At 64.3% G+C, this 25,263-nt stretch carries 16 protein-coding genes; 10 read left to right on the plus strand and 6 right to left on the minus strand.

The genetic code is table 11. The features are described 5' to 3' along the window. Positions 1-15 precede the first annotated feature (15 nt). The 5 genes from QQK18_RS11615 to QQK18_RS11635 all read left to right on the plus strand — a co-directional run bounded on the left by QQK18_RS11615 (position 16) and on the right by QQK18_RS11635 (position 7,544). Positions 16-1,536: a Do family serine endopeptidase gene (locus QQK18_RS11615; protein ID WP_284340505.1), complete on the plus strand. Its 1,521-nt coding sequence runs from the start codon at positions 16-18 to the stop codon at positions 1,534-1,536. 55 nt (positions 1,537-1,591) lie between these two features. After that, on the plus strand, positions 1,592-2,263 hold the full coding sequence (locus QQK18_RS11620) for a response regulator transcription factor (protein ID WP_284340506.1): 672 nt from the start codon (positions 1,592-1,594) through the stop codon (positions 2,261-2,263). A 33-nt stretch (positions 2,264-2,296) separates the two neighbouring features. Beyond that, the gene (locus QQK18_RS11625) at positions 2,297-3,703 is read left to right on the plus strand and encodes a sensor histidine kinase (protein ID WP_284340507.1); all 1,407 of its coding nucleotides are present in this window, start codon (positions 2,297-2,299) and stop codon (positions 3,701-3,703) included. 53 nt (positions 3,704-3,756) lie between these two features. Continuing rightward, positions 3,757-6,633: a bifunctional [glutamine synthetase] adenylyltransferase/[glutamine synthetase]-adenylyl-L-tyrosine phosphorylase gene (locus tag QQK18_RS11630; protein ID WP_284340508.1), complete on the plus strand. Its 2,877-nt coding sequence runs from the start codon at positions 3,757-3,759 to the stop codon at positions 6,631-6,633. A gap of 98 nt (positions 6,634-6,731) precedes the next feature. After that, positions 6,732-7,544 (plus strand): alpha/beta fold hydrolase, encoded by an 813-nt coding sequence (locus tag QQK18_RS11635; protein ID WP_284340509.1) that lies wholly within the window; start codon positions 6,732-6,734, stop codon positions 7,542-7,544. 203 nt (positions 7,545-7,747) lie between these two features. On the opposite strand, the gene QQK18_RS11640 is transcribed toward QQK18_RS11635, so the two are convergent. Then, entirely contained in the window at positions 7,748-9,421 is a 1,674-nt protein-coding gene (locus tag QQK18_RS11640; RefSeq protein ID WP_284340510.1) for a sensor histidine kinase, read from the minus strand. Between the two features lie 424 nt (positions 9,422-9,845). After that, a complete protein-coding gene (gene pepN / locus QQK18_RS11645; protein ID WP_284340511.1) occupies positions 9,846-12,482 on the minus strand; it encodes an aminopeptidase N in 2,637 nt (878 codons plus the stop codon). Positions 12,483-12,798: 316 nt separating this feature from the next. Between pepN and QQK18_RS11650 the strand changes: the two genes are divergently transcribed. The 3 genes from QQK18_RS11650 (at position 12,799) to QQK18_RS11660 (ending at position 18,910) form a co-directional block, all read left to right on the plus strand. Continuing rightward, positions 12,799-14,661, plus strand: a complete 1,863-nt coding sequence (locus tag QQK18_RS11650; RefSeq protein WP_284340512.1) for an ABC transporter ATP-binding protein — start codon at positions 12,799-12,801, stop codon at positions 14,659-14,661. A gap of 408 nt (positions 14,662-15,069) precedes the next feature. Further along, the gene (locus tag QQK18_RS11655) at positions 15,070-16,929 is read left to right on the plus strand and encodes an ABC transporter ATP-binding protein (protein WP_284340513.1); all 1,860 of its coding nucleotides are present in this window, start codon (positions 15,070-15,072) and stop codon (positions 16,927-16,929) included. Positions 16,930-17,035: 106 nt separating this feature from the next. Beyond that, on the plus strand, positions 17,036-18,910 hold the full coding sequence (locus tag QQK18_RS11660; RefSeq protein ID WP_284340514.1) for an ABC transporter ATP-binding protein: 1,875 nt from the start codon (positions 17,036-17,038) through the stop codon (positions 18,908-18,910). Positions 18,911-19,049: 139 nt separating this feature from the next. Here the strand turns inward: QQK18_RS11660 and QQK18_RS11665 are convergent, their stop codons facing one another. The 4 genes from QQK18_RS11665 to QQK18_RS11685 form a co-directional block, all read right to left on the minus strand. Continuing rightward, the gene (locus QQK18_RS11665; protein WP_284340515.1) at positions 19,050-19,367 is read right to left on the minus strand and encodes a YciI family protein; all 318 of its coding nucleotides are present in this window, start codon (positions 19,365-19,367) and stop codon (positions 19,050-19,052) included. Positions 19,368-19,477: 110 nt separating this feature from the next. Continuing rightward, positions 19,478-19,792, minus strand: coding sequence for a YciI family protein (locus tag QQK18_RS11670; protein WP_284340516.1), 315 nt, complete (start codon positions 19,790-19,792; stop codon positions 19,478-19,480). Between the two features lie 32 nt (positions 19,793-19,824). Continuing rightward, positions 19,825-20,577: an ArsR/SmtB family transcription factor gene (locus QQK18_RS27415; RefSeq protein ID WP_348523221.1), complete on the minus strand. Its 753-nt coding sequence runs from the start codon at positions 20,575-20,577 to the stop codon at positions 19,825-19,827. Positions 20,578-20,693: 116 nt separating this feature from the next. Then, positions 20,694-21,179 (minus strand): methyltransferase family protein, encoded by a 486-nt coding sequence (locus tag QQK18_RS11685; RefSeq protein ID WP_284340517.1) that lies wholly within the window; start codon positions 21,177-21,179, stop codon positions 20,694-20,696. A 237-nt stretch (positions 21,180-21,416) separates the two neighbouring features. On the opposite strand from QQK18_RS11685, the gene QQK18_RS11690 reads away from it, so the two are divergent. Continuing rightward, complete coding sequence (locus QQK18_RS11690; protein WP_284340518.1) at positions 21,417-23,921, plus strand: beta-mannosidase; 2,505 nt, start codon at positions 21,417-21,419, stop codon at positions 23,919-23,921. Between the two features lie 305 nt (positions 23,922-24,226). Beyond that, a complete protein-coding gene (locus QQK18_RS11695) occupies positions 24,227-25,135 on the plus strand; it encodes a DMT family transporter (protein ID WP_284340519.1) in 909 nt (302 codons plus the stop codon). The last annotated feature ends 128 nt before the right edge of the window (positions 25,136-25,263 follow it).

Consider the following 25,263-nt stretch of genomic DNA (forward strand, 5'->3'; position numbering starts at 1 on the left):
CAAGGAGAACAATTCATGCGCTCGACCATCCTCTCACGTACCCGGCGCTGGCTCGGTGCTTCGGCGCTGGCGCTGATCGTAGGTGTCGGCGGAGTTTCAACCGCATACGTCCTGAATAGCCAAACCGCTACCGCCCAGATGCAGAACGCGGCCCAGGTCGTGGTGCCGCAGACCGCGCCCACCGAGGGGTTCGCCGACCTTGTCGAGGCGGTAAAGCCCGCCGTGGTCTCCATCCGCGTCGAGGGCGAGGCTGAAAACAGCGGCTTCCGTGGCGGTGGTCAGGACTTCCAGTTCAACTTCCCTGATCTCCCCGAAGGGCACCCCTTCCGCGACTTCTTCGATCAGTTCGGCGATCAGTTCGGTCCGCGCGGCGACGCACCGCGTCCGCCCCGCCGCTTCATGGCCGCTGGATCCGGTTTCATCATCTCCGACGACGGCTACATCGTCACCAACAACCATGTTGTCCAGGATGCCTCGACCGTCACGGTCGTGTTCGAGGACGGCTCCGAGCAGGAGGCCGAAGTCGTGGGCACCGACGAGCGCACGGACCTCGCGGTCATCAAGATCGACGGGCAGGACCTGCCCTATGTCAGCTTCGAAACCGAACGCAGCCGCGTAGGCGACTGGGTGGTTGCCGTCGGCAATCCCTTCGGTCTCGGCGGTTCGGTCACGGCCGGTATCATCTCAGCCTCGGGCCGCAACATCGGCGGCAACAACTACGGCGATTTCCTGCAGATCGATGCCGCGGTCAACACCGGCAACTCCGGCGGCCCGGCCTTCAACCTCAAGGGCGAAGTGGTGGGCGTCAACACCGCCATCTATTCTCCCAATGGCGGCAGCGTCGGCATCGCCTTCGCCATCCCCGCTTCCACGGTCAAGCAGATCGCCACTCAGCTCATCGAGGACGGCTCGGTGACCCGCGGGTACCTGGGCGTGTCGATCCAGGATGTGACGCGCGACATCGCCGACAGCGTCGGCCTTGACGAGGCGCGCGGCGCAATCGTGCGCGAGCCGGCCGAGGACGGTCCTGCCGGTGATGCGGGCGTTCGCTCGGGCGACATCGTCACCGCCGTCGACGGCGAGCAGATCGACGATGCGCTCGACCTTTCGCGCACCATCGCCAACAAGGCGCCGGGCACCGAGGTCGAACTGACCATCTGGCGTGACGGCGCCGAGACGACCGTCCCGGTCGTGCTCGATACGCTAGACGAAGAGGTGGCGCAGGCCGAGCCCAGCCAGCCGACCCCGCCCGAGGAAGTCGCCCCGGCCGAGTCGAGCGTCGGTCTCACCCTCGTGCCCAATGCCGAAGGCGAAGGCTTGCTGATCCAGAACATTAATCCGGACAGCCCGGCCGGCGAACGTGGCCTGGCCGTGGGCGATGCCATTCTCGAGGTCGACAACACGCCGGTCTCGACCCTTGCCGAGTTCGAAGACGCCATCTCGGGCGTGCGCGACAGGGGCCTCGGCACGGCGCTCGTCAAGGCAAGCCGTAACGGGGAAGCCCGCTTCATCGGCCTGCCGATCAGCGAGGAGTAAGCCAGCGTGAGGGCCCCGGCGCACGCCGGGGCCCTTGCCGGAACGGGGGCGGCCGATGAAAATCCTGTTGATCGAAGACGACCGGGAAGCAGCCAGCTATCTCATCCAGGCGCTCGACGAAGCCGGGCACGTCACCCACCACGCGACCGACGGCGAGACCGGTTATGCTATGGCTTCGGGCATGGACTACGACGTCCTCATCGTCGACCGCATGCTGCCGCGTCGCGACGGGCTTTCGATCGTGGAATCCCTGCGGGCCGAGGGCGACAAGACTCCAGTCCTGATCCTCTCGGCTCTCGGCGAAGTCGACGATCGCGTCACCGGCCTGCGGGCCGGCGGCGACGATTATCTCACAAAACCCTATGCCTTCACCGAACTGCTTGCCCGCATCGAGGTGCTGGCGCGTCGCTCCAGCCCCTCGGAGGCAGCGACCGTTTACGAGGTCGGCGGTTTGTCCCTCGACCGGCTCTCGCGCAAGGTCGAGCGTGATGGCGAAACAATCCTGCTGCAGCCACGCGAGTTCCGCCTGCTCGAATATCTCATGAAGAACGCCGGCAAGGTGGTCACCCGCACCATGCTGCTCGAGAACGTCTGGGACTACCACTTCGACCCGCAGACCAATGTTATCGATGTCCACATGTCGCGGCTGCGCGCCAAGATCGACAAGGGCCACGCCAACCCCTTGCTGCAGACCGTGCGCGGCGCCGGATATATGATCCGCGACTAGAACCGCCTGGTCTCGACAACCCGAGAGCTGCCCTTGCGCTCCATACCGCAAATCCTGCGTACCACCACGGTCAGGCTGACGGCGACGTTCATCCTGATCTTCATCGTGTTCTCGGTGACGTTGTTGGCCCTCATCGCCTGGCAGTCGAGCTACGAACTCCAGCGTAAGCAGACCGCCGACATCGATCGCGAGGTGCGCCTGCTCGAGCGCATCGACGGTCGCCAGGGTATCCGCGCGACGGCCATTGCCGTGCAGCGCCTATCCATCCAGCCGGGCCCGGGCATCTATTATCTCGGTGATCCGTCGGGGGTTTATCTGCTTGGCAATGTGGCGAGTGTTCCGCCCGAGATCATTCTCGAGCCGGGCGTCTACAGCTTCGACTACGAGCGCTCCCGGCCATTTGCCAGCGATGAGGAGGGCGAGGCCAATCTGCGTCAGGGGTTTGCTGTGGTGCGCTCCGTGCAGCTGCCAAGCGGCATGCGGCTCGTCGTCGGACGCGACGTGGTCGAACGGCGCGGCTTTACCGCTATCATCATCCAGGCGTTCCTTGCCGGTGTCATCGGCATCCTGTTGTTCTCGCTGGTGGCCGGCGGCATCACCGCACGCCGGGTGCTGCGCCGGATCGACGCGATCAGCGCGACGTCCTCCAAGATCATGTCGGGCAACCTCTCCGAACGCGTGCCGGTCACCCGCCGCAACGACGAGTTCGATGGTCTTGCCACCAACCTCAACGCCATGCTCGAGCGCATCGAAGGGTTGATGCAGGGCTTGAAGGAAGTCACCGACAACGTCGCGCACGACTTGAAGACCCCGCTGACCCGCTTGCGCAACCAAGCCGAGTCGGCGCTGCGTCCGGGTGCCGACGACGAGGACCGCCGCAAGGCGCTGGAGACCACCATTGCCCAGAGCGACAAGCTCATCCAGACCTTCAACGCCCTGCTGATGATCGCACGGGCCGAGGCGGGTGCTCCATCGGGCGCCTTCGCCGACGTCGATATCAGCGAGGTGGCCAGCGATGTGGCCGAACTCTATAGCCCCGTCGCCGAGGACGCCGGAATCGAGCTGACGACAGAGGTTACTCCCGACCTGCACCTGCGTGGCAACCGCGAGCTCATCGGCCAAGCCATCGTCAATCTCATCGAGAACGCGATCAAATACCATGAACTTGTCTCGGGCGAGTCCGGCCGGGTGGTCGTGGGCGTGCGCGCGGTGGGCGATCGTGTGCTGATCGAGGTGGCCGACAACGGCCCGGGCATTCCGCCCGAGGATCGCAAGCGCGTGCTCGAGCGGTTCGTACGCCTCGAAAAGAGCCGCACCGAGCCCGGCTCCGGCCTCGGCCTCTCATTGGTCGACGCCGTCGCGCGCCTGCATAAGGGCACCTTCCGGATCGAGGACAACGCCCCCGGCGTGCGCGCGGTGATCGATCTGCCGGCCGGCTAAATCGCGGCTCGCTTGCCGCCCGGGCGGCACACGGCTATCTCTGCTGTATGGCCATGCAGCTTGCTCCGCTTCCGCCGGTCGATCATCCGGCTTTCGATGCCTGGGTGGAAACCTTACCACCTGCGTTCCGCCAGGCAGTTCAGTCGGCGGCGACGCTGCCGACGCTCCTCGAGGCCGCCCCTTATCTCATGGGGCTTGCCAATACCCACGCGGATTGGCTGGCAACGGCCCTGGCGGGCGAGCCCGACACGGCCATGGCCGCAGTTCTCGCCGACCTGCGCGCCGCGGGCGGGGAGAACATCGAGGAGGCGCAACTGGGGACACGCCTGCGCGTGGCCAAAGGCCGTACGGCGCTGCTGGCGGCTGTGGCCGAGACGGGTGGAGCCTGGACCAGCGCCCGCGCCACCGAGGCGCTGGCCGATCTTGCCGATGCCGCGCTTGACGCTGCGCTCGACTTTCTGATGTGCCGCGCCCACGAGCGCGGTTTGCTCTCGGTCCCCATCGAAGAGGCGACCGCCGCCAATTCGGGTCTCGCCCTCTTTGCGCTCGGCAAGCATGGCGGGCGTGAGCTCAATTATTCCTCCGACATCGACATCGTCGCCTTCTATGACCCGGGCAAGGGCGTGCTTGCCGATCCGAGCGAGGCCGGCAGGACATATTCGCGCATGGTCCAGAAGCTCGTGGGGCTGATGGAGGAGCGACGCGAGTTCGGTTACGTCTTCCGCACCGATCTGCGGCTGCGTCCCGATCCGGGCTCGACCCCGGTCGCTATCTCGTTCGATGCGGCGCTGACCTATTACGAGAGCCGCGGCCAGAACTGGGAGCGCGCCGCCTGGATCAAGGCCAGGCCCTGCGCTGGCGATGTCGCGTCCGGCGAGCGGTTTCTCGCCGAGCTCGCGCCCTATATCTGGCGCAAGCATCTCGACTACGCCACCATCGCCGACATTCAGGCGATGAAGCGCCAGATCAACGTCTCCAAAAAGGTCGGCGACATTCGTGTCGAGGGCCACAATGTCAAGCTCGGACGCGGTGGCATCCGCGAGATCGAATTCTTTGCCCAGACCCAGCAACTGATCGCAGGCGGGCGCGACCCCAATCTGCGGGTGCGCCCCACCGCCGAGGCGCTCGACGCGCTCGCCCGCACCAACTGGATCGGCTTCAAGACGGCGTCCAACCTCAAGGAGACGTACTGGTTCCTGCGGGCAGTCGAGAACCGCCTGCAGATGCTTAAGGACGAGCAGACACACGTCATGCCTGAAACCGCCGAGGGCGTCGCCACGGTCGCCCGGCTGATGGGTTTCGACGACAACGGCGCCTTCGAGGCCGCATACAGGGGGGCGCTGGAACGGGTCGCCGGCTACTATGCCGAGCTCTTCACCGAGGGAGAGAGCCTCGGCGCGGTCGACGGCAATCTGGTCTTTACCGGCAGCGACGACGATCCAGGCACGCTCGAAACCCTGACCGGCATTGGCTTTGCCGATCCGGCCAAAGCCTCGGCCACCGTGCGCAAATGGCACTATGGCGGTTATGCGGCGACCCGCACGGCCGCGGCGCGGGCGCACCTGACCGAGCTGATCCCTGCGCTGCTCGCCACTTTCGGCACGGCCGGCAACGCCGACGAGGCGATGATGAAGTTCGACGACTTTCTCTCGCGCCTGCCCACCGGCGTCCAGCTCTTCGCCCTCTTGCGCAACCATCCGCAACTGAGGACGCTCCTCGTCCAGTTCATGGCCTCCGCTCCGCGCATGGCCGAGGCGGTGATCCGCCGCGCCCATGTCATGGATGGTCTCATCGATCCCGCCTTCGCCGAGGACGTGACGCACCGTGAGGTGCTGGTCGAAAAGGTCGACGCCTTCCTCGGGGAAGGGCGCAGCTATGAGGACGTAATCGATCGTGCTCGCATCATCGGCCAGGAACAGCGTTTCATGATCTGCGCAGGGCTCCTTTCCGGAACGCTCGATGTACGCGCCGCCGGCGATCAGTTCACCGCCCTGGCCGAAACCCTGGTGCATTGGCTGTTCGACGCGGTGCGCCGCGAGTTCGAGCGCCGCTACGGTGTGATCGAAGGCGCCCGTACCGGACTTCTTGCATTCGGCAAGATGGCAAGCCGCGAGATGACGGCGACGTCGGATCTCGACTTCATCCTGCTTTACGATGCTCCGCTCGATGCCGAATCGAACGGGGAGCGGCCGCTTGCCACCAGCCAGTACTATACCCGCCTTACCCAGCGCCTGGTTGCCGCCATCACCGCGCCGACGGCCGAAGGCGTGCTCTACGAGGCCGACATGCGCCTGCGCCCGTCGGGCAATGCCGGGCCGCTCGCCACCAGTCTTTCCGGCTTCATAAGCTATCACCGCGACAACGCCTGGACCTGGGAACACCTGGCGCTGAGCCGCGCGCGGGTGATCCTGGCCGACAATGACCTGGGGACCGATATCGATGCGGCCATTTCCGAGGCCTTCGCGCGTCCACGCGACGCTGCCAAGACTATCGACGACGTGGTTTCCATGCGCGCCCTGATGGCTCGTGAGCGGCCGGCAAAGCATGATTTTGATTTAAAACTGGTCGACGGCGGCCTCGTCGATCTCGAATTCATTGCCCAATCGGCGCAGCTCGTCGCCGGCAGGACCATCGCCCGTCCGCAGGCGCCGGTGGCCGAGGTATTGGCGCGGCTCAAGGAAACCGGCCTCGTGCCCGAGGGTGGGCGGCTGGCGGGGATTCACGCACTCTATTCGACCATCCTGCAGGTGATGAGCGCTGCGCTTACCAACCCGCGCGCCGATACGCCCTGGGGCGGGGCCTTCAAGGAACTCCTTGCCCAACTCACCAACTATCCCGACTTCAATCGGCTGCAAGCCGACCTCAAGGCAATGCGTGCGGAAGTCTCGGCCGTAGCCGCACGCTGGTACGAGAAGGCGAAGGACCTCTGAGCCAACGCCCTTTTTGCTCTTCCGGCGCTTCTGGCTTGTCGAAACGCACCACCGCCGATCGACCAATGATGTTGAAACTTCTGCAAGGGACGAATGCCATGGATCGGCGTGACGATGAGTTGAAGCAATTCGAGGCCACAGGAGCGGAGCCCCTGCCCGAAACCGGCGAGCGGGGGCGGGTGGAAAATGCCGGTGCCTCCATCTGGTACGCGGCGTTCGGCACCGGGTTTCCGGTGATCCTTCTGCATGGTGGTCTCGGCCATGCCGGCAACTGGGGCCATCAGATTGCCGACTTGGTCGATGCCGGCTACCGCGCCATCCTCATCGACAGCCGCGGGCATGGCCGCAGCACCCACGACGGGCGCGCATTCTCCTATGACCTGATGGCGTCCGACGTGCTGGCGGTGATGGACAACCTGTCCATCGAGCAGGTTGCGCTCGTTGGTTGGAGCGACGGGGCCTGTACCGCCCTCGCGCTCGCCCGACAGACGCCGAAGCGCGTCGCCGGTGTGTTCTTCTTTGCCTGCAATGTCGATGCGAGCGGCACCAAGCCGGTTCAGGCAACGCCCGCCCTCGACCGTTGCTTTGCCCGCCACAAGGCCGACTACGCGGCTCTCTCGCCGACTCCTGGCGGTTTCGACGCGCTCCTCGAGGCGCTTCAGCCCATGCAGGCGAGCCAACCGGACTATTCCGCGCGAGACCTCGAGGCGATCCGGGTGCCCGTGACCGTAGCCCAGTCCGAGCTCGACGAGTTCATCAGGACAGAGCACGCCCGCTACGTGGCGGACACAATTCCGGGCGCCCGGTTTGCCATGCTCTCCGGTGTCAGTCACTTTGCGCCGTTGCAGCGACCGCGACTGTTCAACGACGCGGTCCTCGGCTTCCTCAGCAGGCTCGATTGGTCGAGCTAGTCCGATTCCTGTAACCCCTGAGTACACCACAGCCACGGAGTCATTCCCGCGAAAAGCGGGAACCTCTGTTGGCGATATGGCAAGGGAAACGGAGGTTCCCGCTTTCCGCGGGAATGACCCGGCGGAAACCTCAGAGAGAAACTACCAAAAGCCAGTATTCCAATCAGGTCCGGGACAGCCTGTTTCGCATCTGCTCAACTAAGCTACGCAGCCGCCTGGTTCTGCGTGATGGCGACTCCTTCGGCCGGGCGTTGCGGCAGCGAGAAGGCGACCGTGGTCCCCAGAGCCGGACTGGAGTCGATGGCCATTCGCCCGCCGCTCAGTTCGGCGATCGCCCGTGAGATCGGAATGCCAAGCCCCAGTCCCACCCCTTCGCGGGTAAAGCTTGCATCGGCCAGCGCAAAGGGTTGAGCCAGGCTCTCCAGCCGCTCGGCGCTCATGCCGATCCCCGTGTCGGAGACTTCGATGACGACCCCATCGGTCGCCGCGAACGCAGCCAGCGTGATCCGCCCGCCCGATGGGGTGAAGCGGATGGCGTTTTCGAGGATGTTGGAAATCATGCGCGTCAGGCAGAACCGGTCGCCGGTGAGTGCTGCCCCGCAGTCGGCGCCGATCTCGAAGCGCACGCCGGCACGCAGGGCCTGCGGCTTGAAGCGCGTGGCAACGGACGCGACGAGCTCGTCGACATTCAACGCTTCGTCACGCAGGACCTTTTGCCCGCTCTCGAGCTCGGCGAGGTCGAGGATGGTGGCAAAGGAATCGAGCAGCAACTCGCCCGACGACTTGATGTTCTGGATGTATTCGAGATAGCGCGTGTCCCCGACCGGCCCATAGGCCTGATGCCGGATGAGGTCGGCAAAGCCGATGATATGATTGATCGGCGTGCGGATGTCGTGGCTCAGATGCGCCAGGAAGTTGGTCTTGGAGCGGCTGGCGGCCTCGGCCTTGAGCTTCTCCTCGTGGTAACGGCGGGCCAGCAGCCGCTGTTCCTCGCGGATGTTGGCGAGGAGCGTATCGGCGCGCTTGCGCTCGGTGACGTCTGAGACGAGGGTGACGAACCCATCCTGCCCGAACGGGCGTTCGTCGACCAGGAAGCAGCTTCCGTCCGCCCGGTGCAGTTCCAGCACGCGGTTGTCCTCGCCGTCCGATATCATTTTCATATAGCCGGTCCCGATCAGGCGCTTTACCGCCTCGCCATAGGCGATCGGCTGCGTGGTTTCGGCGCCGATACTGGACCGATAGCGCGTATTGCACGCAATGAGCTCGCCATTCCGGCTCCAGCAGGCGACCCCATGGGGAATGGCCGCGACCAGGCTTTCGATGCTGCGCTCGCCGTCTGCCGGGACCGGCCAGGAGCTGGAGCGCCGGCGCAGGCTGAGGATCGCAATCAGCATGGCCGCGAGATAGGCGCCCCCGCCGCGCGGCAGCATGCCGCCGAGCACGTTCGCCGTATCCTGTCGCAACTGCACGACGCCGATCACGTCTGCGCGGAACCGGTAGGAGACAAGCGGCGCCGCCTCGATCCAGGCGCCCGCCAGTACCTCGGCTTCGACGGCCTCCGAATAGGTCTTTGCCAATTGGTCCAGCGATTGCAATGCCAGTGCCGCCGGCATCGTCGCCAGGTCCGTCGCAACGGCTTTACCGATCAGACGCAATTGCCCGCGCGCGTCCTCGAGTGTTCGCGCAGCATCGAAGATGACAAACAGAGTGGCTGCGAGGAACGCCGTCAGCCCCACGGCAACGGTGATGGGAGAGATGCGGCCCCCGATGTCGAAGCGAAAGCCGGTTTTGATCCCCGCTGCTTCCACTTTGCCCGTTTCGCCCTGGCCGACGCCGAATCCTTCGGCCCCGGCGCCGGAAGCGTCCGACGACCGCATCAAAATCTCCATCTCTTGAATCGGATATCCCCGCCCGATTTGCCCTTGAGCGGAACAATGAATCAGCCCCTGAATCGTGTCCAGACCCTCGCCGCGGGCCGGGTAGGGGCGATCGCGAATTCGTGAGTCGGCAGAGTCACTTAGGGCGCAAGAAAAATTCTTCTAACATTAAGAGCTCGTTAACCATAATGAATGGCGGGAGGCTGAGAGGCACGGCGCCTTCTCCCTCCCCCGTGTGTGGAGGGAAGCGAGACAGGACTTGGCTTGCCAAGTCCGTCATCGAGCACGGTGGGGGTATGCCCCCGCAAGCTCGATGGTACGGCTCTTGCTGCAAGATACCCCCACCCGACCCGCTGCGGGCCACCCCACAAGGGGGAGGGAGACGCAGGTCGCGCCTGCGGTGCTTTGTTCAAGACGGTTTGCGTTATTCCCCCAGCATCCGCGCCAGGATGTCCGACGTGTTGCGGCTGAGGTTTTCGTTTTCCTTGAGTGTGACCAGCGCTTCCCTCGCCGCCTCGCGGCGGGTGGCCTCGAGCATCGGCCAGATGCGAAAGCCCGTCAGCACCCGGGCGGCGACCTGCGGGTTGCGTGTGTCGACGTCGGCGACGAATTGGGTCACGAACCGGAAGCCGGCCCCGTCGGCTCGGGTGAACTGTACCGGATTGCCCATGGCAAAGCTCCCGACCAGCGAGCGCAGCCGGTTGGGGTTGTTCTTGGGGAACGCCGGGTCGTCGAGGATGATTTCGATGCGAGAGAGTACGCCCTCGTCCTCGGCGCGAGCGTTGACCGCGAGCCATTTGTCGAAGACCAGCGGATCGCCGGCAAAGCGCAGGCGGAAGTCGGCAAGCAGCGCCGCGGCGTCTGCCGTCCAGGCAACGCCGGCTGCCACCAGTGCAGCGAACCGGTCGGTCATGTTGGTGGCGTGCCGGTACTGATCAGCCGCCAATGCCGGGCCATTCGGGCTCGCCGTCACCATCAGCGCCATCAGCCGGTTGCGCAGCGCCCGGCGTCCGGTCTGCTCGGTGGTGGGCGCATAGGGCGCTTCGCTCGCCAGCGTCGCGTAGGCAGTGTACATCCGGTCGACCAGCGGGCCGAACACCGCCTTCAGGAGCGCTTTGCGCGCTGTGTGGATCGCTGCCGGATCGACGTCCTTGCCGATCGTGCGTCCGACGAGCTGCTCGTCGGGCAGGTTGAGGGCCAGCGCCTTGAACGCATCGTCGAGCGAATTGTTCGCCAGCGTGTCGCTCATCGCCGCCGAGAGTGCCAGGATGGCCGCCTCGTCAGCCTCGTTGCCGGCGACGGCATCGACGATCAGCGCGAGCCCCACGTCCTGCAGCGCCTGCCAGCGGTTGAAGGGATCGCTGTCATGCTGGGCAAGGAACAGCCGGTCGTTCTGGGTGAGGTTTGTTGCAAGGTTGACCGGGGCCGAGAACCCACGCAGCAGCGAAGGTACCGGCTTGCTGGCAACGCCGGTGAAGGTCATCTCGGCGCTTTTGTCGCGCAGGACAATCATGTCCTCGCGCACCTCGCCGCCAGAAACGCCTTTCCAGCCCATCGGGCTGCCGTTGGGTCCGATGAGCCCAAACGCGACCGGGATCACCCGGTCGGCCTTCTCCGGCTGGCCGGGCGTCGGCGCCGTCTCCTGATTGATCGAAAGCCGATAGGTCTGGCTCTCCGCATCGTAGGTGTCGCTGACGGTCACTTTGGGCGTGCCGGCTTCGAGGTACCAGGTCTTGAACTGGCCAAGATCGACCTCGTTGGCGTCCTCGAAAACCTTGAGGAAGGCTTCGATGGTGGTCGCTTCCCCGTCATGGCGCTCGAAATAGAGGTCCATGCCCTTGCGGAAGCCGGCTTCGCCGAGGAGGGTCGCCAGCATCCGCACGACCTCGGCGCCCTTTTCGTAGACCGTCGGGGTATAGAAGTTATTGATCTCCCGGTACTGGTCCGGCCGGGGCGGATGGGCCAGCGGTCCGGCGTCCTCGGGGAACTGAGCCGAGCGCAGCGTCAGTACGTCGGAGATGCGCTTGACGGACCGGCTGCGCTCGTCGCTGGTGAACTCCTGGTCGCGATAGACCGTCAGCCCTTCTTTCAGGCAAAGCTGGAACCAGTCGCGGCAGGTGATGCGGTTGCCCGTCCAGTTGTGGAAGTACTCGTGGGCGATGACGCGCTCGATATTCTCATAGTCGGCGTCCGTCGCCGTCTCCGGCTTGGCGAACACCAGCCGGTCGTTGAAGATGTTGAGTCCCTTGTTCTCCATCGCGCCGAAATTGAAGTCCGAGACGGCAACGATGTTGAAGACATCGAGGTCGTATTCCCGCCCGAAGCGCTTCTCGTCCCAGGCCATCGAGCGCTTGAGGCTGTCCATGGCCCAGGCGCACTGCTCCTCCTTGCCGTGCGCGCAATAGATAGCAAGGTCGACCTTGCGCCCCGAGCCCGTCGTATAGGTGTCGGTGATCGAGCCGAGGTCGCCTGCAACCAATGCAAAGAGATAGGCGGGCTTGGGGAAGGGGTCCTCCCACACGGCGAAGTGCTGGCCGTTGTCGAGGCTACCCCTGGCCACGAGGTTGCCGTTGGCGAGGAGAACCGGCGCCAGCGTTTCGTCGGCGGTCATGCGCACCTTGAACGTTGCCAGCACGTCGGGACGATCGAGATAGTAAGTGATGCGCCGGAAGCCTTCCGGCTCGCACTGAGTGCACCAGACGTCGCTGGAACGATAGAGCCCCATCAGCTTGGTGTTGGTCTCGGGCGTGATCGACACCAGCGTCTCGAGCACGAAGCGCCTCGCGGGTGGTGCGATGACGGTCAACCCGGTGGCGTCGGCAGCATAGGCCGACAGCACCAGCGGAGCGCCGTCGATGGCGATCTCCTCGAGCTTGAGTTCCTCCCCGTCGAGCGCCAGCGGCGCGCCGGGCTCCGTCCCCTCGCGCGGCTCGATGGTCAGTTGCGCGCGCACGCGGGTCGTGTCCGGGGCGATCTTGAAGTCGAGGTCGACGCTGACGATCCTGTAGGGCGTCGGCGCGTAGTCCTTGAGGTAGATCGTGTGCTCGGTGTCGGTACGCATGGAGGTTCCATAGCAGAAGGAAAGTCTAAAACGGCGAATGTGGCGCTGCCGCAATAGCGGACTCACCCCAACTCATGTATTCTATGCGGCTCGCAACCGCCAACCCCATTCGTTTGCGTCTATTGGGACGGGATTGGGGAGGAGACCCGGCGGACCGCGGCGCGCTGCTCTTTATGCAACATCTTCCTGTCGCATCGGGCGCGTAATCCGAACACCATATGAGAGCTGTTCGCTCTCGGCCCTGACGCCACTTGACCTCAAGCGGACTTGAGGTTGTAGCGGTGTCGCCCTGCGAACGGCACGAAGGATAATAACAATGGTAACGGCCATACTCCGCTGGTTCGAGAACCGTCTCGATCCCTATCCGCCGGCCGAACCGGTCGAGCCGCCCAGGGGCTTGATCGCCTTCTGCCTGCATTACAGCCATGGCGCCAAGAAGTGGCTGGCACTGATGGCGACGACCTCGGCGCTGATCGCGGCCGGAGAGATCCTGCTCTATGGCTTCGTCGGCGACATCGTCGACTGGCTGGCCGATGCCGATCGCGCGACGTTCCTCGCCGAGGAGGGCTGGCGGCTCGCTCTGATGGGGGCATTCATCCTCATCGTCATGCCGGCGCTGATCGTTGTTGGCACGCTGACCATGCACCAGACCCTGCTCGGCAACTTCCCGCAACGCATACGCTGGATGTCGCACCGCTACCTCATCCGGCAGTCGATGAGCTACTTCCAGGACGAGTTCGCCGGCCGCATCGGCGCCAAGCTGATGCAAACCTCGCTCGCCGTGCGCGAGGTGGCCATGAAGGTGCTCGACATCCTCGTTTATGTCAGCGTCTATTTCGCCGGAGCGGTGATCCTCGTCGGCTCGGCGGACATTGTGCTTGCCCTGCCGTTCCTCGTCTGGCTCGCCGCCTATGTGAGCATGATGATCTATTTCATCCCGCGCCTCGGCAAGATCGCTGAGCAGCAGGCGGACGCGCGCTCGCTGATGACCGGGCGGGTGGTCGACAGCTACACCAACATCGCGACCGTCAAGCTCTTCTCGCATTCCAACCGCGAGGAGGGCTATGCCCGCGAGGCGATGGACGAGTTTCTCGACACCGTCTACCGGCAGATGCGCCTGTTCAGCGTCCTGCAGGTGTCGATCCTCTTCACCAACTATGCACTCCTGGCCTCGGTTGCCGCCGTTGGCATCTGGGCCTGGCTCGGCGGCCAGCTGACGCCTGGTGCGCTTGGCATATCGCTCGCCCTCGTCATGCGTTTCCAGGGTATGAGCCAGTGGGTGATGTGGGAAATGTCGCAGCTGTTCGAGAACATCGGCACGGTGCGCGACGGCATCTCGTCGATCTCGCTTCCGCGCGTCGTCACCGACAAGCCGGGCGCCCAGCCCATCGGCAAGGTCGAGGGCGACATCCGCTTCGACAACGTCGCGTTCCACTACGGCAAGAAGGGGGGCGTCATCGATGGGCTGAACCTCCATATCCGGCCGGGTGAGAAGATCGGTCTCGTCGGCCGGTCGGGTGCGGGCAAGTCGACGATCGTCAACCTCCTGCTGCGCTTCTATGACAGGCAGAGCGGGGCGATCCGCATCGACGGCAAGGACATCGCCGAGGTGACCCAGGATTCGCTTCGCGCCAATATCGGTGTCGTCACCCAGGATACCTCGCTCCTCCACCGTTCGGTTCGAGAGAACATCCTCTACGGTCGTCCCGATGCGAGCGAGGAAGAGATGCGCGAGGCCGCGAGGCTGGCCGAGGCCGAGGAGTTCATCCTGGGGCTCTCCGACCCCAAGGGCCGCAAAGGGTACGACGCGCATGTGGGCGAGCGCGGCGTCAAGCTCTCGGGCGGCCAGCGACAGCGCATCGCCATCGCCCGCGTGTTGTTGAAGAACGCACCGATCCTGGTGCTCGACGAAGCGACGTCCGCCCTCGATTCCGAAGTCGAGGCGGCGATCCAGAGCCAGCTCCACCGCCTGATGCAGGGCAAGACGGTGATCGCCATCGCCCATCGCCTGTCGACCATCGCGGCCATGGACCGGCTGGTGATCATCGACGAGGGCGAGATCGTGGAGGAGGGCACCCATGGCGAACTCCTCGAGCTCGGCGGCACCTATGCCCGCCTCTGGCACCGCCAGTCCGGCGGCTTCATCGACGTCGAGCAGGCGGAGGAGGCAGCCGAATAGGGCGAGGGCAGCCGAGTAGACGCGCGGCTGTTTCCCTCCCCACAAGGGGGAGGGAAACGCATCGTGCCCGCCATCCAATCTCTGCTATGCGAGCGCAAGCGCTGTCCGATTGGCTGGTGGTGTATCACCAAAGCAACGTTTGCACCCGGCCAGCACCTAACTCGCTCCCGCCGGCCATTTTCTCTTGCAGCTCACCGGGGCCAGGGGTAGCGATTCATCCCCTTACTTCACCCACACGATTCAACGCAAAGGAGACTCCCATGGGAGACATCGCGATCAATCTGACTAACCCCGCCGCCCGCCATCCGCTGGACCGACTCCGAACCTGATCCCGACCATCCACGATCAGGCGCGGCTTTTTGTAAGCGCGTCGCGAGTCTTCTCGCGCGCAAGCAACGAGCAACAACAATGTTCAACCGCGTCACGTCGTTTTTCGACCATCTCTACTCGCCCACCGCGCTCGCCGAAAACCGGCAGCCGCCCCTGGGCCTCAAAGCCTTCTTCATCTACTTCCTCGATCAGTTCCGCGCCGTCTTTATCGTGCGCTTCCTGCTGGTCGCCATCGGTTCGGTAGCCGATGCGATGATGCCGATCTTCGTCGGGCTCATCGTGGGCATGCTGTCCTCGACGCCGCCGGGCGAGATATTCTCGACCCACTGGCCGATCTTCCTGGTGATGATCGGCGTCGTGGTGGTCGTGCGTCCCACGGCCTTCTTCCTCGATACGCTGGTGCGCAACCACGCCATCATCCCCAACCTCGTCAACATCGTTCGTTGGCAGAGCCACTGGCACGTCATCCGCCAGAGCTGGACGTTCTTTCAGAACGATTTCGCCGGCCGCATCGCCAACAAGATCATGCAGGCGGGCGAATCCATCGAGACGGCGGTGAACCTGGCCATAGACGCGGCCTGGTACGCGCTTGTCTTCCTGGTGGTGGCTGTCATCGTGATGGCCGGTATGGACCCGATGCTGCTGGTACCGATGGCGGCATGGGGACTGCTCTATGCCGTGCTTTTCGTCATCACCATGCCGCTGATCGCCCGCTATTCCGAGGAGCTCTCGGAGGCCAAGTCGGTCATGACCGGACGGATCGTCGACAGCTATACCAACATCCAGACCTTGAAGACGTTCTCCACCGACGGCCACGAAGACGCCTATGTCGCCGAGTCGGTAACCGAACACACGGTTCAGTTCCGCAGGCTCATGAGGGTCTTCACCTTTATGTGGTCGACACTCTTCGTGCTGAACGCCGGGCTCGTCGTCTCCATCACCTGGATTGCGCTCGCCGCCTGGAACGCCGGCCAGTTGAGCACGGCGGCGGTCGCGACCGCCGTACCTTTCGTCCTGCAGATCATGAACATGTCCGGCTGGATCCTCGAGATCGGCTCGAGCATCTTCCGCCAGATCGGCAACGTCAGGGACTCGATGGAGACGATCGCCCAGCCGCTGACCATGGTCGACAAGACCGACGCCCAGCCGCTGGTGGTCGACAAGGGAGAGCTCGTCTACGACAAGGTCTCTTTCAACTACTGGCGCGGCAAGGCCGGCAGCGTCATCGACGGGTTCAGCCTTAAGGTTGAAGCCGGCGAGAAGATCGGCCTCGTCGGACGCTCGGGCTCGGGCAAATCGACGCTGGTCAACCTGGCCCTGCGCATGTTCGACGTGCAGGCCGGATCGATCCGTATCGACGGCGAGGACGTGCGGGAGGTGACGCAGGAGAGCCTCAGGCAGGCCATCGGCCTCGTCAGCCAGGACACCTCGCTCCTGCATCGCTCGGTCCGCGAGAACATCAAGTACGGGCGCCAGTCCGCAACCGACGAGGAGATGGTCCGCGCTGCCGAGCAGGCGAATGTCCACGATGTCATCACTGGCCTCGCCGACCCCAAGGGTCGCACCGGCTACGATGCGCATGTGGGCGAGCGGGGGGTCAAGCTCTCGGGCGGTCAGCGGCAACGCGTCGCCATCGCCCGGGTGCTCCTCAAGAACGCGCCGATCCTGGTCCTCGACGAAGCCACTTCCGCCCTCGACAGCGAGGTGGAGGCGGCCATCCAGGAGCAACTGCAGACCCTGATGCAGGGCAAGACGGTGATCGCCATCGCCCACCGCTTGTCGACCATTGCCGCCATGGACCGCCTGGTGGTGCTGGAAAAGGGCCGCATCGTCGAGGAGGGCACCCACGCCCAGCTCCTCGCCTCGGGCGGCCACTATGCCCAGCTTTGGGAACGCCAGTCGGGCGGCTTCCTCGACCTGGAGGTCGCGGCGCAATAAGCAAGGAGGCGGGCGACGAGTCCGCCCCCTCGATTTCACGCTTTTGCCCGCCAAGACTGGACCCGCTGCACGCCCGGCGCGACAGTGTGCGGACAAGGAATCGCCAATGACCCTCATCGACCGCATCAACAGCCTTTTCGAGGCCTGGATCGATCCCTTCGGCAAGACAGGCGACCTCAAGCCTCCCAAGGAGCCGCTCGCCTATTTCTGGCACTATATCGGCCAGGCCAAACTCCCGTTTCTGGCCATGCTTGCCCTCGGCGGGATCGTTGCGCTGATCGAGGCGGGGCTCTTCTATTTCGTCGGCCGACTCGTCGATCTGCTCGATAGTTCCGCGCGGGCCGAGGGCTGGTCAGGGCTGATGGCCGCGCATGGGAGGGAACTCCTCTTCATGCTGGCAACGGTCGTCATCTTCCGCTTTGTCTTTGCCTGGGCGGCAGCCCTGGTCGAGGAACAGACGGTCAATATGGGTTTTTATAACCTCGTGCGCTGGCAGTCCTACGCCCATGTCGCGCGGCAGAGCCTCTCCTTCTTCCAGAACGATTTTGCCGGCTCCATCGCCCAGAAGGTCTGGCAGAGCGGCGGCGCCATCGGCGATTTCGTCGTCGGCATCGTGCAGGTCGTCTGGTTCATGGCGGTCTACACACTCACCACCCTCATCCTCGTCGCCCAGCTCGACTGGCGCCTGGCGGGGCTGGTTGCGCTCTGGGTGGTGCTGTTCTTTGCGCTCGCCCGCTACTACGTGCCGCGCATGCGTGGCTATTCGGCCGCCGCGGCCGAGAATGCCTCGGCGCTGTCGGGCCGCATCGTCGACAGCTACTCCAACATCCTGACGCTCAAGCTCTTCGGCACCGCCGACACCGACGACCGCTATGTGCGCGCCGGCTTCGACCGCTTCATGGATGCCATGCGCAAGATGACGCGCACCGTCACCTCGCTCCGCTCGGCGATGACCCTGCTCTCGGGCGTGATGATCGCCGCCATAGCGGCGCTGTCGGTTCACCTCTGGACCCTGGACATCGTCTCGGTCGGCGGCGTCGCCTTTACCCTCGGGCTCCTCTTGCGCCTCAACATGCTGCTTGGCCGCATGATGAACCAGCTCAACTCCCTCATGCGCAATTTCGGCGTTGCCCAGAACGCAGCCGAGCTGATCTCCCAGCCCTTGCATCTGGTCGATGCCCCCGACGCCGTGCCGCTTACCGTTTCGAAGGGCGAGATCCGCTTCGAGAACGTCTCGTTCCACTACGGGCGTGAAAGCGGCGTCATCGACAACCTCGACTTCACCATCGCATCCGGGGAGCGCGTCGGCATCGTCGGCCGCTCGGGCGCCGGCAAGTCGACCCTCGTCAGCCTGCTGCTGCGCTTTTATGAACTCGAAGGCGGCCGCATCCTGATCGACGGGCAGGACATCGCCCGAGTCACCCAGGAGAGCCTGCGCACCAATATCGGCGTCGTGACCCAGGATACCGCGCTGCTCCACCGGTCGGTGCGCGCCAACCTCACCTATGGCCGGCAGGATGCAAGCGAAGAGGAGATCACCAGCGCCGCCGAGCTTGCCGAGGCGCACGAGTTCATTGCTGATCTCGTCGATTTCCGCGGCCGCACCGGCTACGACGCCCATGTGGGTGAGCGTGGCGTCAAACTGTCCGGCGGACAGCGCCAGCGCGTCGCCATCGCCCGCGTGCTGTTGAAGAACGCCCCGATCCTGGTACTCGACGAGGCGACGTCCGCCCTCGATAGCGAGGTGGAGGCTGCGATCCAAAGCCAGCTGCAGACCCTGATGGCCGGGAAGACCGTGCTGGCCATCGCCCATCGATTGTCGACCATCGCCGCCATGGACCGGCTGATCATCCTCGACAAGGGCCGCATCATCGAGGAAGGGACCCACGCCGAGCTGCTGAAGCTCGGCGGGCACTATGCTCACCTCTGGGAACGCCAGTCCGGCGGCTTCCTCGATCCCGAGTCGGCCGCCGCACAGTAAAGCGGCGCAGCCGACCGGCCGCGCCGCCTCTAGAGTGCTTTCAGCAAAAGTGGACACCACTTTTGCGGTTCGAAAGCGCGACAATCCAATAATTTAGAGCTCCCGTTCTGATTCATTCAGAACGGAAAATGCTCTCTAGTCATGTGTCCATCAGTTCGGCCACTTCGATCGTGCCGTCCACGTGCGGAGGCCGGATCTGCGGGCAGTCCTTGGCGATGACGATTGCCGCTTCGATGTCGTCGGCCTCGATGACGCTGTAGCCGGTGACGGGGTTGGACCCGCCGTCTTGAAGCACCCTGCCGCCGGCTCCGACGGTTCTTGAGGCTTCAAGTGGCCCGCCACGGTCGATGGCCTTGTCGCCGAGGCCGTCCATCCATGTCTTCCATGCAGCGTCCAAGCCCTGCGCCTCTTCCGGTGGAAAGTCGCCGCCGTGATAGGCGAGGAGATATTTCGGCATTTGCGGTCTCCCTGGTTGATGATCGCGCTCCTGGTCGAACGCCGGGACGCGCAATCGACAAAACCGGGATCTCCGAAGCAGGGCAGGGTGAGTGTCGCCCTCCCCGCGCCCTACATCTCGAGCGCTTCGCCCACCTGGATTGAGCCACCGTTCTCGAAGATCGGGCAGCCCTTGGCCATGGCGACCGCCGCATCGAGATCGGACGCCTCGACGAGACTGTAGCCGGTGACCGGATTGACGCCGCCGCCGTCGCTGACCGAACCATTGCCGTTGATGGTCCTGGACATGCCGATAGGATTGCCGATGTCGACGACGGCCGGCCCAAGGCCTTCGAACCATTTGTTCCCTGCGGCCATGATCCTTTCGCCCTCTTCCGGCGTCTCCGGCGTTCCGCCGCCGTGGTACCCGAACAGATATTTCGGCATTCTCAGTCTCCCTGTCGCTGGTGAAACCGCAGTCACATCGACTGCGGATAGGTGATGGGGACGCCTGTCTCGAGCAGGCTCTTGAGCGAGGAGGCGATCTGCGACCAGCCGGTCGCGACACCCTTGGCGGTCTTGTCGACGTCGTGGTGGGTGATGGTGAACTTGACCACCTCGCCCATGGGTTCGATGTCGAACGTTACCCGCGTCGGCTCCGCCTCCTCCCAGATTGGAATGAAGGTCGAGACGATCTTCTTCATGGGGTCGACCTCGATCACCTCTCCGTCGAGCATCAGCGTGCCGTCAGGCTTGTAGTATTGGAACGGGCCACCGGGCGTGAGGTCGCTTTTGAGGTTGGTGCCGAAATAGTAGAGCGACGTCGTTTGCGGGTTGGTCAGCGCCTCCCAGAGTTTTTCCGGCGTCGTCTTGATGAAGGTCTCGAGCACGAAGGTCGGGCGTTCTCTCATCGGTTTGGGTCCTTCCAGAACGTTTTTCAAGTCCATGGCGAAGCGCGCCAGCGGCTTCGCGTAAGGGGCGATCCATCGGTCCGCGACCTCCTGGATGGGCGCCGCGTTGAGGTAGTGGTACTTGAAGCGGCCTGCCTTGCGCGTGATCACGAGGTTGGCGTCCTCGAGCACAGCCAGGTGCTTCATTACCCCAAAACGCGTCATCCCAAGCCCCGCTTCGAGCTCGGTCAAGGTCTGTCCGTCCCGCTTGCGCAGCGAGTCCAGCAAAGCCCGACGGGTCGGGTCACTGAGCGCCTTGAAGATCGCATCCACAGGAGACACGATAGGTGACTAAATGGTCACATGTCAAGCGGCAAACTCAATCAACCCTGCGCAGCGGTCGAGTTGGAGGACCGCTCGCCGCGCACCGACGCGAGGCTACAGGGGATAGATGCGCGTCAGAGCCAGCGCCGCGTACGCGCCAGCAAGGCCTGGTACTCGGCCCCGAACTTGCGGGAAAGATAAGCCTCCTCGCGGGCGACGATCATCCGGTCGAGCACCAGCCACAGGACCGGCGTCAGGATCGCGCCCCATTCGAGCGAGAAGACGAGGCTGAGGCCCAGCAGCACGATCACCATGCCCAGGTACATGGGATTGCGCGTGTAACGGTAGGGACCGCTTGTGACCACCTTGAGTGTCGGCTGCGTCGGTATGACATTGGTGCCCTCGCGCTCGAACAGCGCGCGGGCGCTCCAGGCCAGCCAGAAGCCGCCGGCGGTCAGCACCAGGCCCGCCAGGACCTGCAGATTGAACCCGACCGGCGGGCTGAGAAAGCGCAGCGGCGTCCAGTCCAGCACGATCGCCACCGCCACGGCACCGAGCAAAAGCACCGGCGGCAGTACCGGCAGTTGCGGGTTGTCCGTTTCGCTCGTCGTTTCGTTCATGATCTCCTCCCTTGTCCCAATGCAGTTGATTTGGGGTGCCCGCGCGTCGCACGCAAGCTGCGGGTGCCCGCCGGCATGGGAGAGGGGCCCATTGGCTTTCCGATGGACTCCTTCTAGAAAGACTCAAAGCGCCGGTGAAATCGATTGCATGGACCTTCGGCTCCGCGATCGGCCGGACGCGGACAGCCACAGCCCCTTGCCGGCATTACCCTCCAGCCGGCGCCCCGGAGGAGACTCATGACCTATTCCGCGCTCGACCTGAGCGGCACCTTCGACCTATCGTCGCCCGAAAAGGACGTGCGGACATCCATTGCGCTCCCCGGCGACGTGCACACCGCCCTGCTTGCCGCCGAGATCATTCCCGATCCCTATTTCGGTGAAAACGAGAAGGCGGTGATGTGGGTCAACCGCACACCCTGGACCGTCGAGCGCAGCTTCACCGCTTCGGCCGCCGACATCGACGCCTATCTGACGCTGACTCTTTCCGAGATCGACTGCATCGCCACCGTCCGTCTCAATGGCGAGGCGATCCTCGACGCCGACAACGCCTTCGTGCGGTACGATATCGACGTCACCGGCAAGGTGCGCGAGGGCGAGAACCACCTGAAAATCGAGTTCGCCGTCACCCGCGATATCGCCAGGGCGCGCGCCGAGGCGCATCCGTTCCCCATCCCCTTCACCAAGAACTACCAGACCAACGGGCTCGAAGGCGTGCACATGAACTTCGTGCGCAAGGCCGCCTGCCACGCCGGCTGGGATTGGGGCATCTGCCTGATGCCGACGGGCGTCTATGGCACCATGAGCCTACGCAAATCCCGTCTCGCCCGGCAGGAGAGCGTCGAGGTCGCGCAGGCTCACGGCAAGAATTCGGTCGAATTGACCATCAAGACCCGTCTCTTCGCCTTCGCACATGGCGAGGTGGAGCTTCAGCATGAGATCGACGGCCAGACGATCACCGACAAGGTGGTGGTCACCAAGGGTGAGAACGTCTTTACCCATAACGTCACCATCGGGGAGCCGCGGCTCTGGTGGCCGGCTGGGCAGGGTGAACAGCCGCTTTATGAGCTGGTGACCAGCCTCGAGGGCGAAGTCACCCGCCGCAAGATCGGTCTGCGCAAGCTCGAATGGGTGGTGGAGCCCGACGAGATCGACCACACGTTCAAATGCCGCATCAATGGGCGCGACATCACCATGATGGGCGCCAACTGGATCCCCGCCGACGCAATCCCATCGCGCATCACGCCCGCCGTCGTGCGCGACCTGCTGGAAAGCGCCAAGGCCGCCAACATGAACATGCTGCGCATCTGGGGCGGCGGCCAATACGAGCCCGACTTCTTCTACGAACTCTGCGACGAGCTCGGCCTCCTTCTCTGGCACGATTTCATGTTCGCCTGCATGAGCTACCCGTCGGACCGCAAGTTCCTGGACAGCGTGCGCAATGAGATCACCCAGCAGGTCCGCCGTCTCTCCCACCACGCCTCGATCGCCCTTTGGTGCGGCGACAACGAGGTGATCGGCTCGCTCTCCTGGTATCCCGAGACCCGCGCCGCCCCCGAGCGCTACGTTGCCAACTACGACCGGCTCAACAGCATGCTCGGCAACATCGTCGAGGACGAGGATCCGGACCGCCGCTTCTGGCCGTCCTCGCCCTCGATGGGTTACCTCGATTTCTCCGATGGCTGGCATGCCGACACACGCGGCGACACCCACTATTGGGACGTCTGGCACTCGGCCAAGTCCTTCGAGGCCTACCGCACGGTCAATCCGCGCTTTGCCTCCGAGTTCGGCTTCCAGTCCTTCACCTCGATGAACATCGTCGAGACCTTCGCCGAAGAAAAGGACCGCAACCCGTCCTCGCCGGTGATGGAGAATCATCAGCGGAACGACGGCGGCAACGCCCGTATCCTGGAGACCATGTGCCGCTACTTCCGGTTCCCGAAGAACTTCGAGCAGATGGTGTTCCTCTCCCAGGTGCAACAGGGTCTCGCCATCAAGACCGCCATCGAGCACTGGCGCTCGACCAAGCCGCGCTGCATGGGCACGCTTTTCTGGCAGATCAACGACATCTGGCCCGTCGCCAGCTGGTCGAGCCTCGACTATGGCGGTCAGTGGAAGCTGCTGCACTACATGGCCAAGCGCTTCTATCTGCCCGTCAACGTCGTTGCCGTGCCGCGTGAGGCCGAGGTGCGCACCAACTCGCGCGGACTAGCCGTTGAGTCTATGCCGACGGAGATAGTTCTCAAAGCCGTCAACGACACCGCTGAAAAACAAGAAATCTACCTCGAGGTGCAGGCGGTCAGGATCGGCGGCGGCGCGCGCACGCTCTTCGAGGGCAAGGCCAAGATCGGCCCGGATGCCGCCAAGGAGGTCGAGGCGATCAAGGCCAGGAAGCTCGAAGCCGACGAGTTCCTCTTCTTCTCCTGGACCGATGAGGACGGCAATCTACTTGGGGAGAATGACTACTTCCCCAAGCCCTACAAGGCCTATGAGCTCGCTCGCCCGACGATCACCACCGCGTGGTCGCAGGTTGGCGAGACGCCTGTGCTGACGCTCGAGACCGACAAACCCGCGCTCTTCGTCACCGCCACTGTCGACGTGCCGGGCTATTTCTCCGACAATGCGGTCACACTTTTGCCCGGCCGCAAGACCGTTCTCACCTTCACCCCGCGCCTCGGCACCAGGGTGTCGGCGGACGAGCTGGCCAGGAGCCTCAAAGTTTCTGGGCTGTCGCAGACGTTCTGATTGGCACCAATAGATGACTACTAGCCTTGCGGCTCCTGCCTCTCCCCCCTTGTGGGGAGGGATTAAGGGTCGGGGTGACTCTCGGCGGGAACCGCGGCATCGAATTTGCCGCGGCACACCCCCACCCAGCTTCGCTAGGTGCCTTGCTGCCCCAAGCTGCGCTGCCCTCCCCACACGGGGGAGGGAGACGCACGCACCGTGCACTCTGCATTGTCTGGCCGGTAGTGCCGCCTTGACTTCCCCGCCATGATCCCCGAAGCCTAGCCCAAGCGCTGCATTTTCCTCGCGCGCATCGGAATAACCCAATGAATGCCACCGTCGCGCCCGTCGAGGAGCGCAGCCTTCTGGGCATCGGCCTCGTGCTGCTGGCCTATCTGATGTTCACCGGCATAGACTCCTCGGCCAAATGGCTCGGCCTTGCCGGCCTGCCGGTGATGCAGATCGTCTTTGCCCGCTATGCCATCCATCTCGGCATCGTCTCGGCCGTCTACCTGCCGACCCGCCGCATGGACCTGCTGCGCTCGGGCAACTTCAAGTTCGAGGTACTGCGCGCTGCCGCGCTCCTCGGCTCCTCGCTCTGCAACCTCACCGCCGTGCGCTTCCTGCCGCTGACGATCACCGGCTCCATCCTCTTTACCATGCCCCTGATCGTCTGCGCCCTCTCGGTGCCGCTCCTTGGCGAACAGGTCGGCTGGCGCCGGTGGACAGCCATAGCCGTCGGCTTCATCGGCATCCTCATCATCGTGCGCCCGGGCACCGAGGCCTTTCACCCCGCCGCCATCCTCTCGCTTGCCGGCGCGTTCTTTTCGGCCCTCTACTTCCTGCTGACGCGGCGTCTTGCGGGCGTCGACTCTGCCGCGACCCAGCAGTTTTACGGTGCCGTCATGGCCACCGCGGTCCTCGCGCCCTTCGCCCTAGCCGACTGGCACTGGCCCACGCGCCCGGTCGACTGGCTGGCGTTCGTGGGCATCGGCCTTGCCGGCTATGTGGGCCATCAGCTAACGACCGTCGCGCACCGCCTGGCACCGGCAACGGTCCTCGCACCCTTCGCCTACCTGCAGATCATCTACCTCACGGCCGCAAGCTGGCTGATCTTCGCCCAGCCCCCCGACGTCTGGCTCTATGTCGGCGCCCCCATCGTCATCGGCTCGGGCCTTTACATCTGGCTGCGCGAGCGCCTGCTCTCACGTGCAGCGGTCGAGCCGGTGGGCTAGAAGCCGTAAAGCAGCATGCTGAGAGCGGCCGCGATCTCGTCGCGTCGGTTCCTGAGATTGCCTATGGGGTGCACAGAGCGGACTGTGCCACCGCGCTGATGAGCTGCGGAAAGAGCACATAGCGGTCG

It is taken from the genome of Devosia nitrariae (assembly GCF_030160115.1).
Taxonomy (GTDB): domain Bacteria; phylum Pseudomonadota; class Alphaproteobacteria; order Rhizobiales; family Devosiaceae; genus Devosia; species Devosia nitrariae.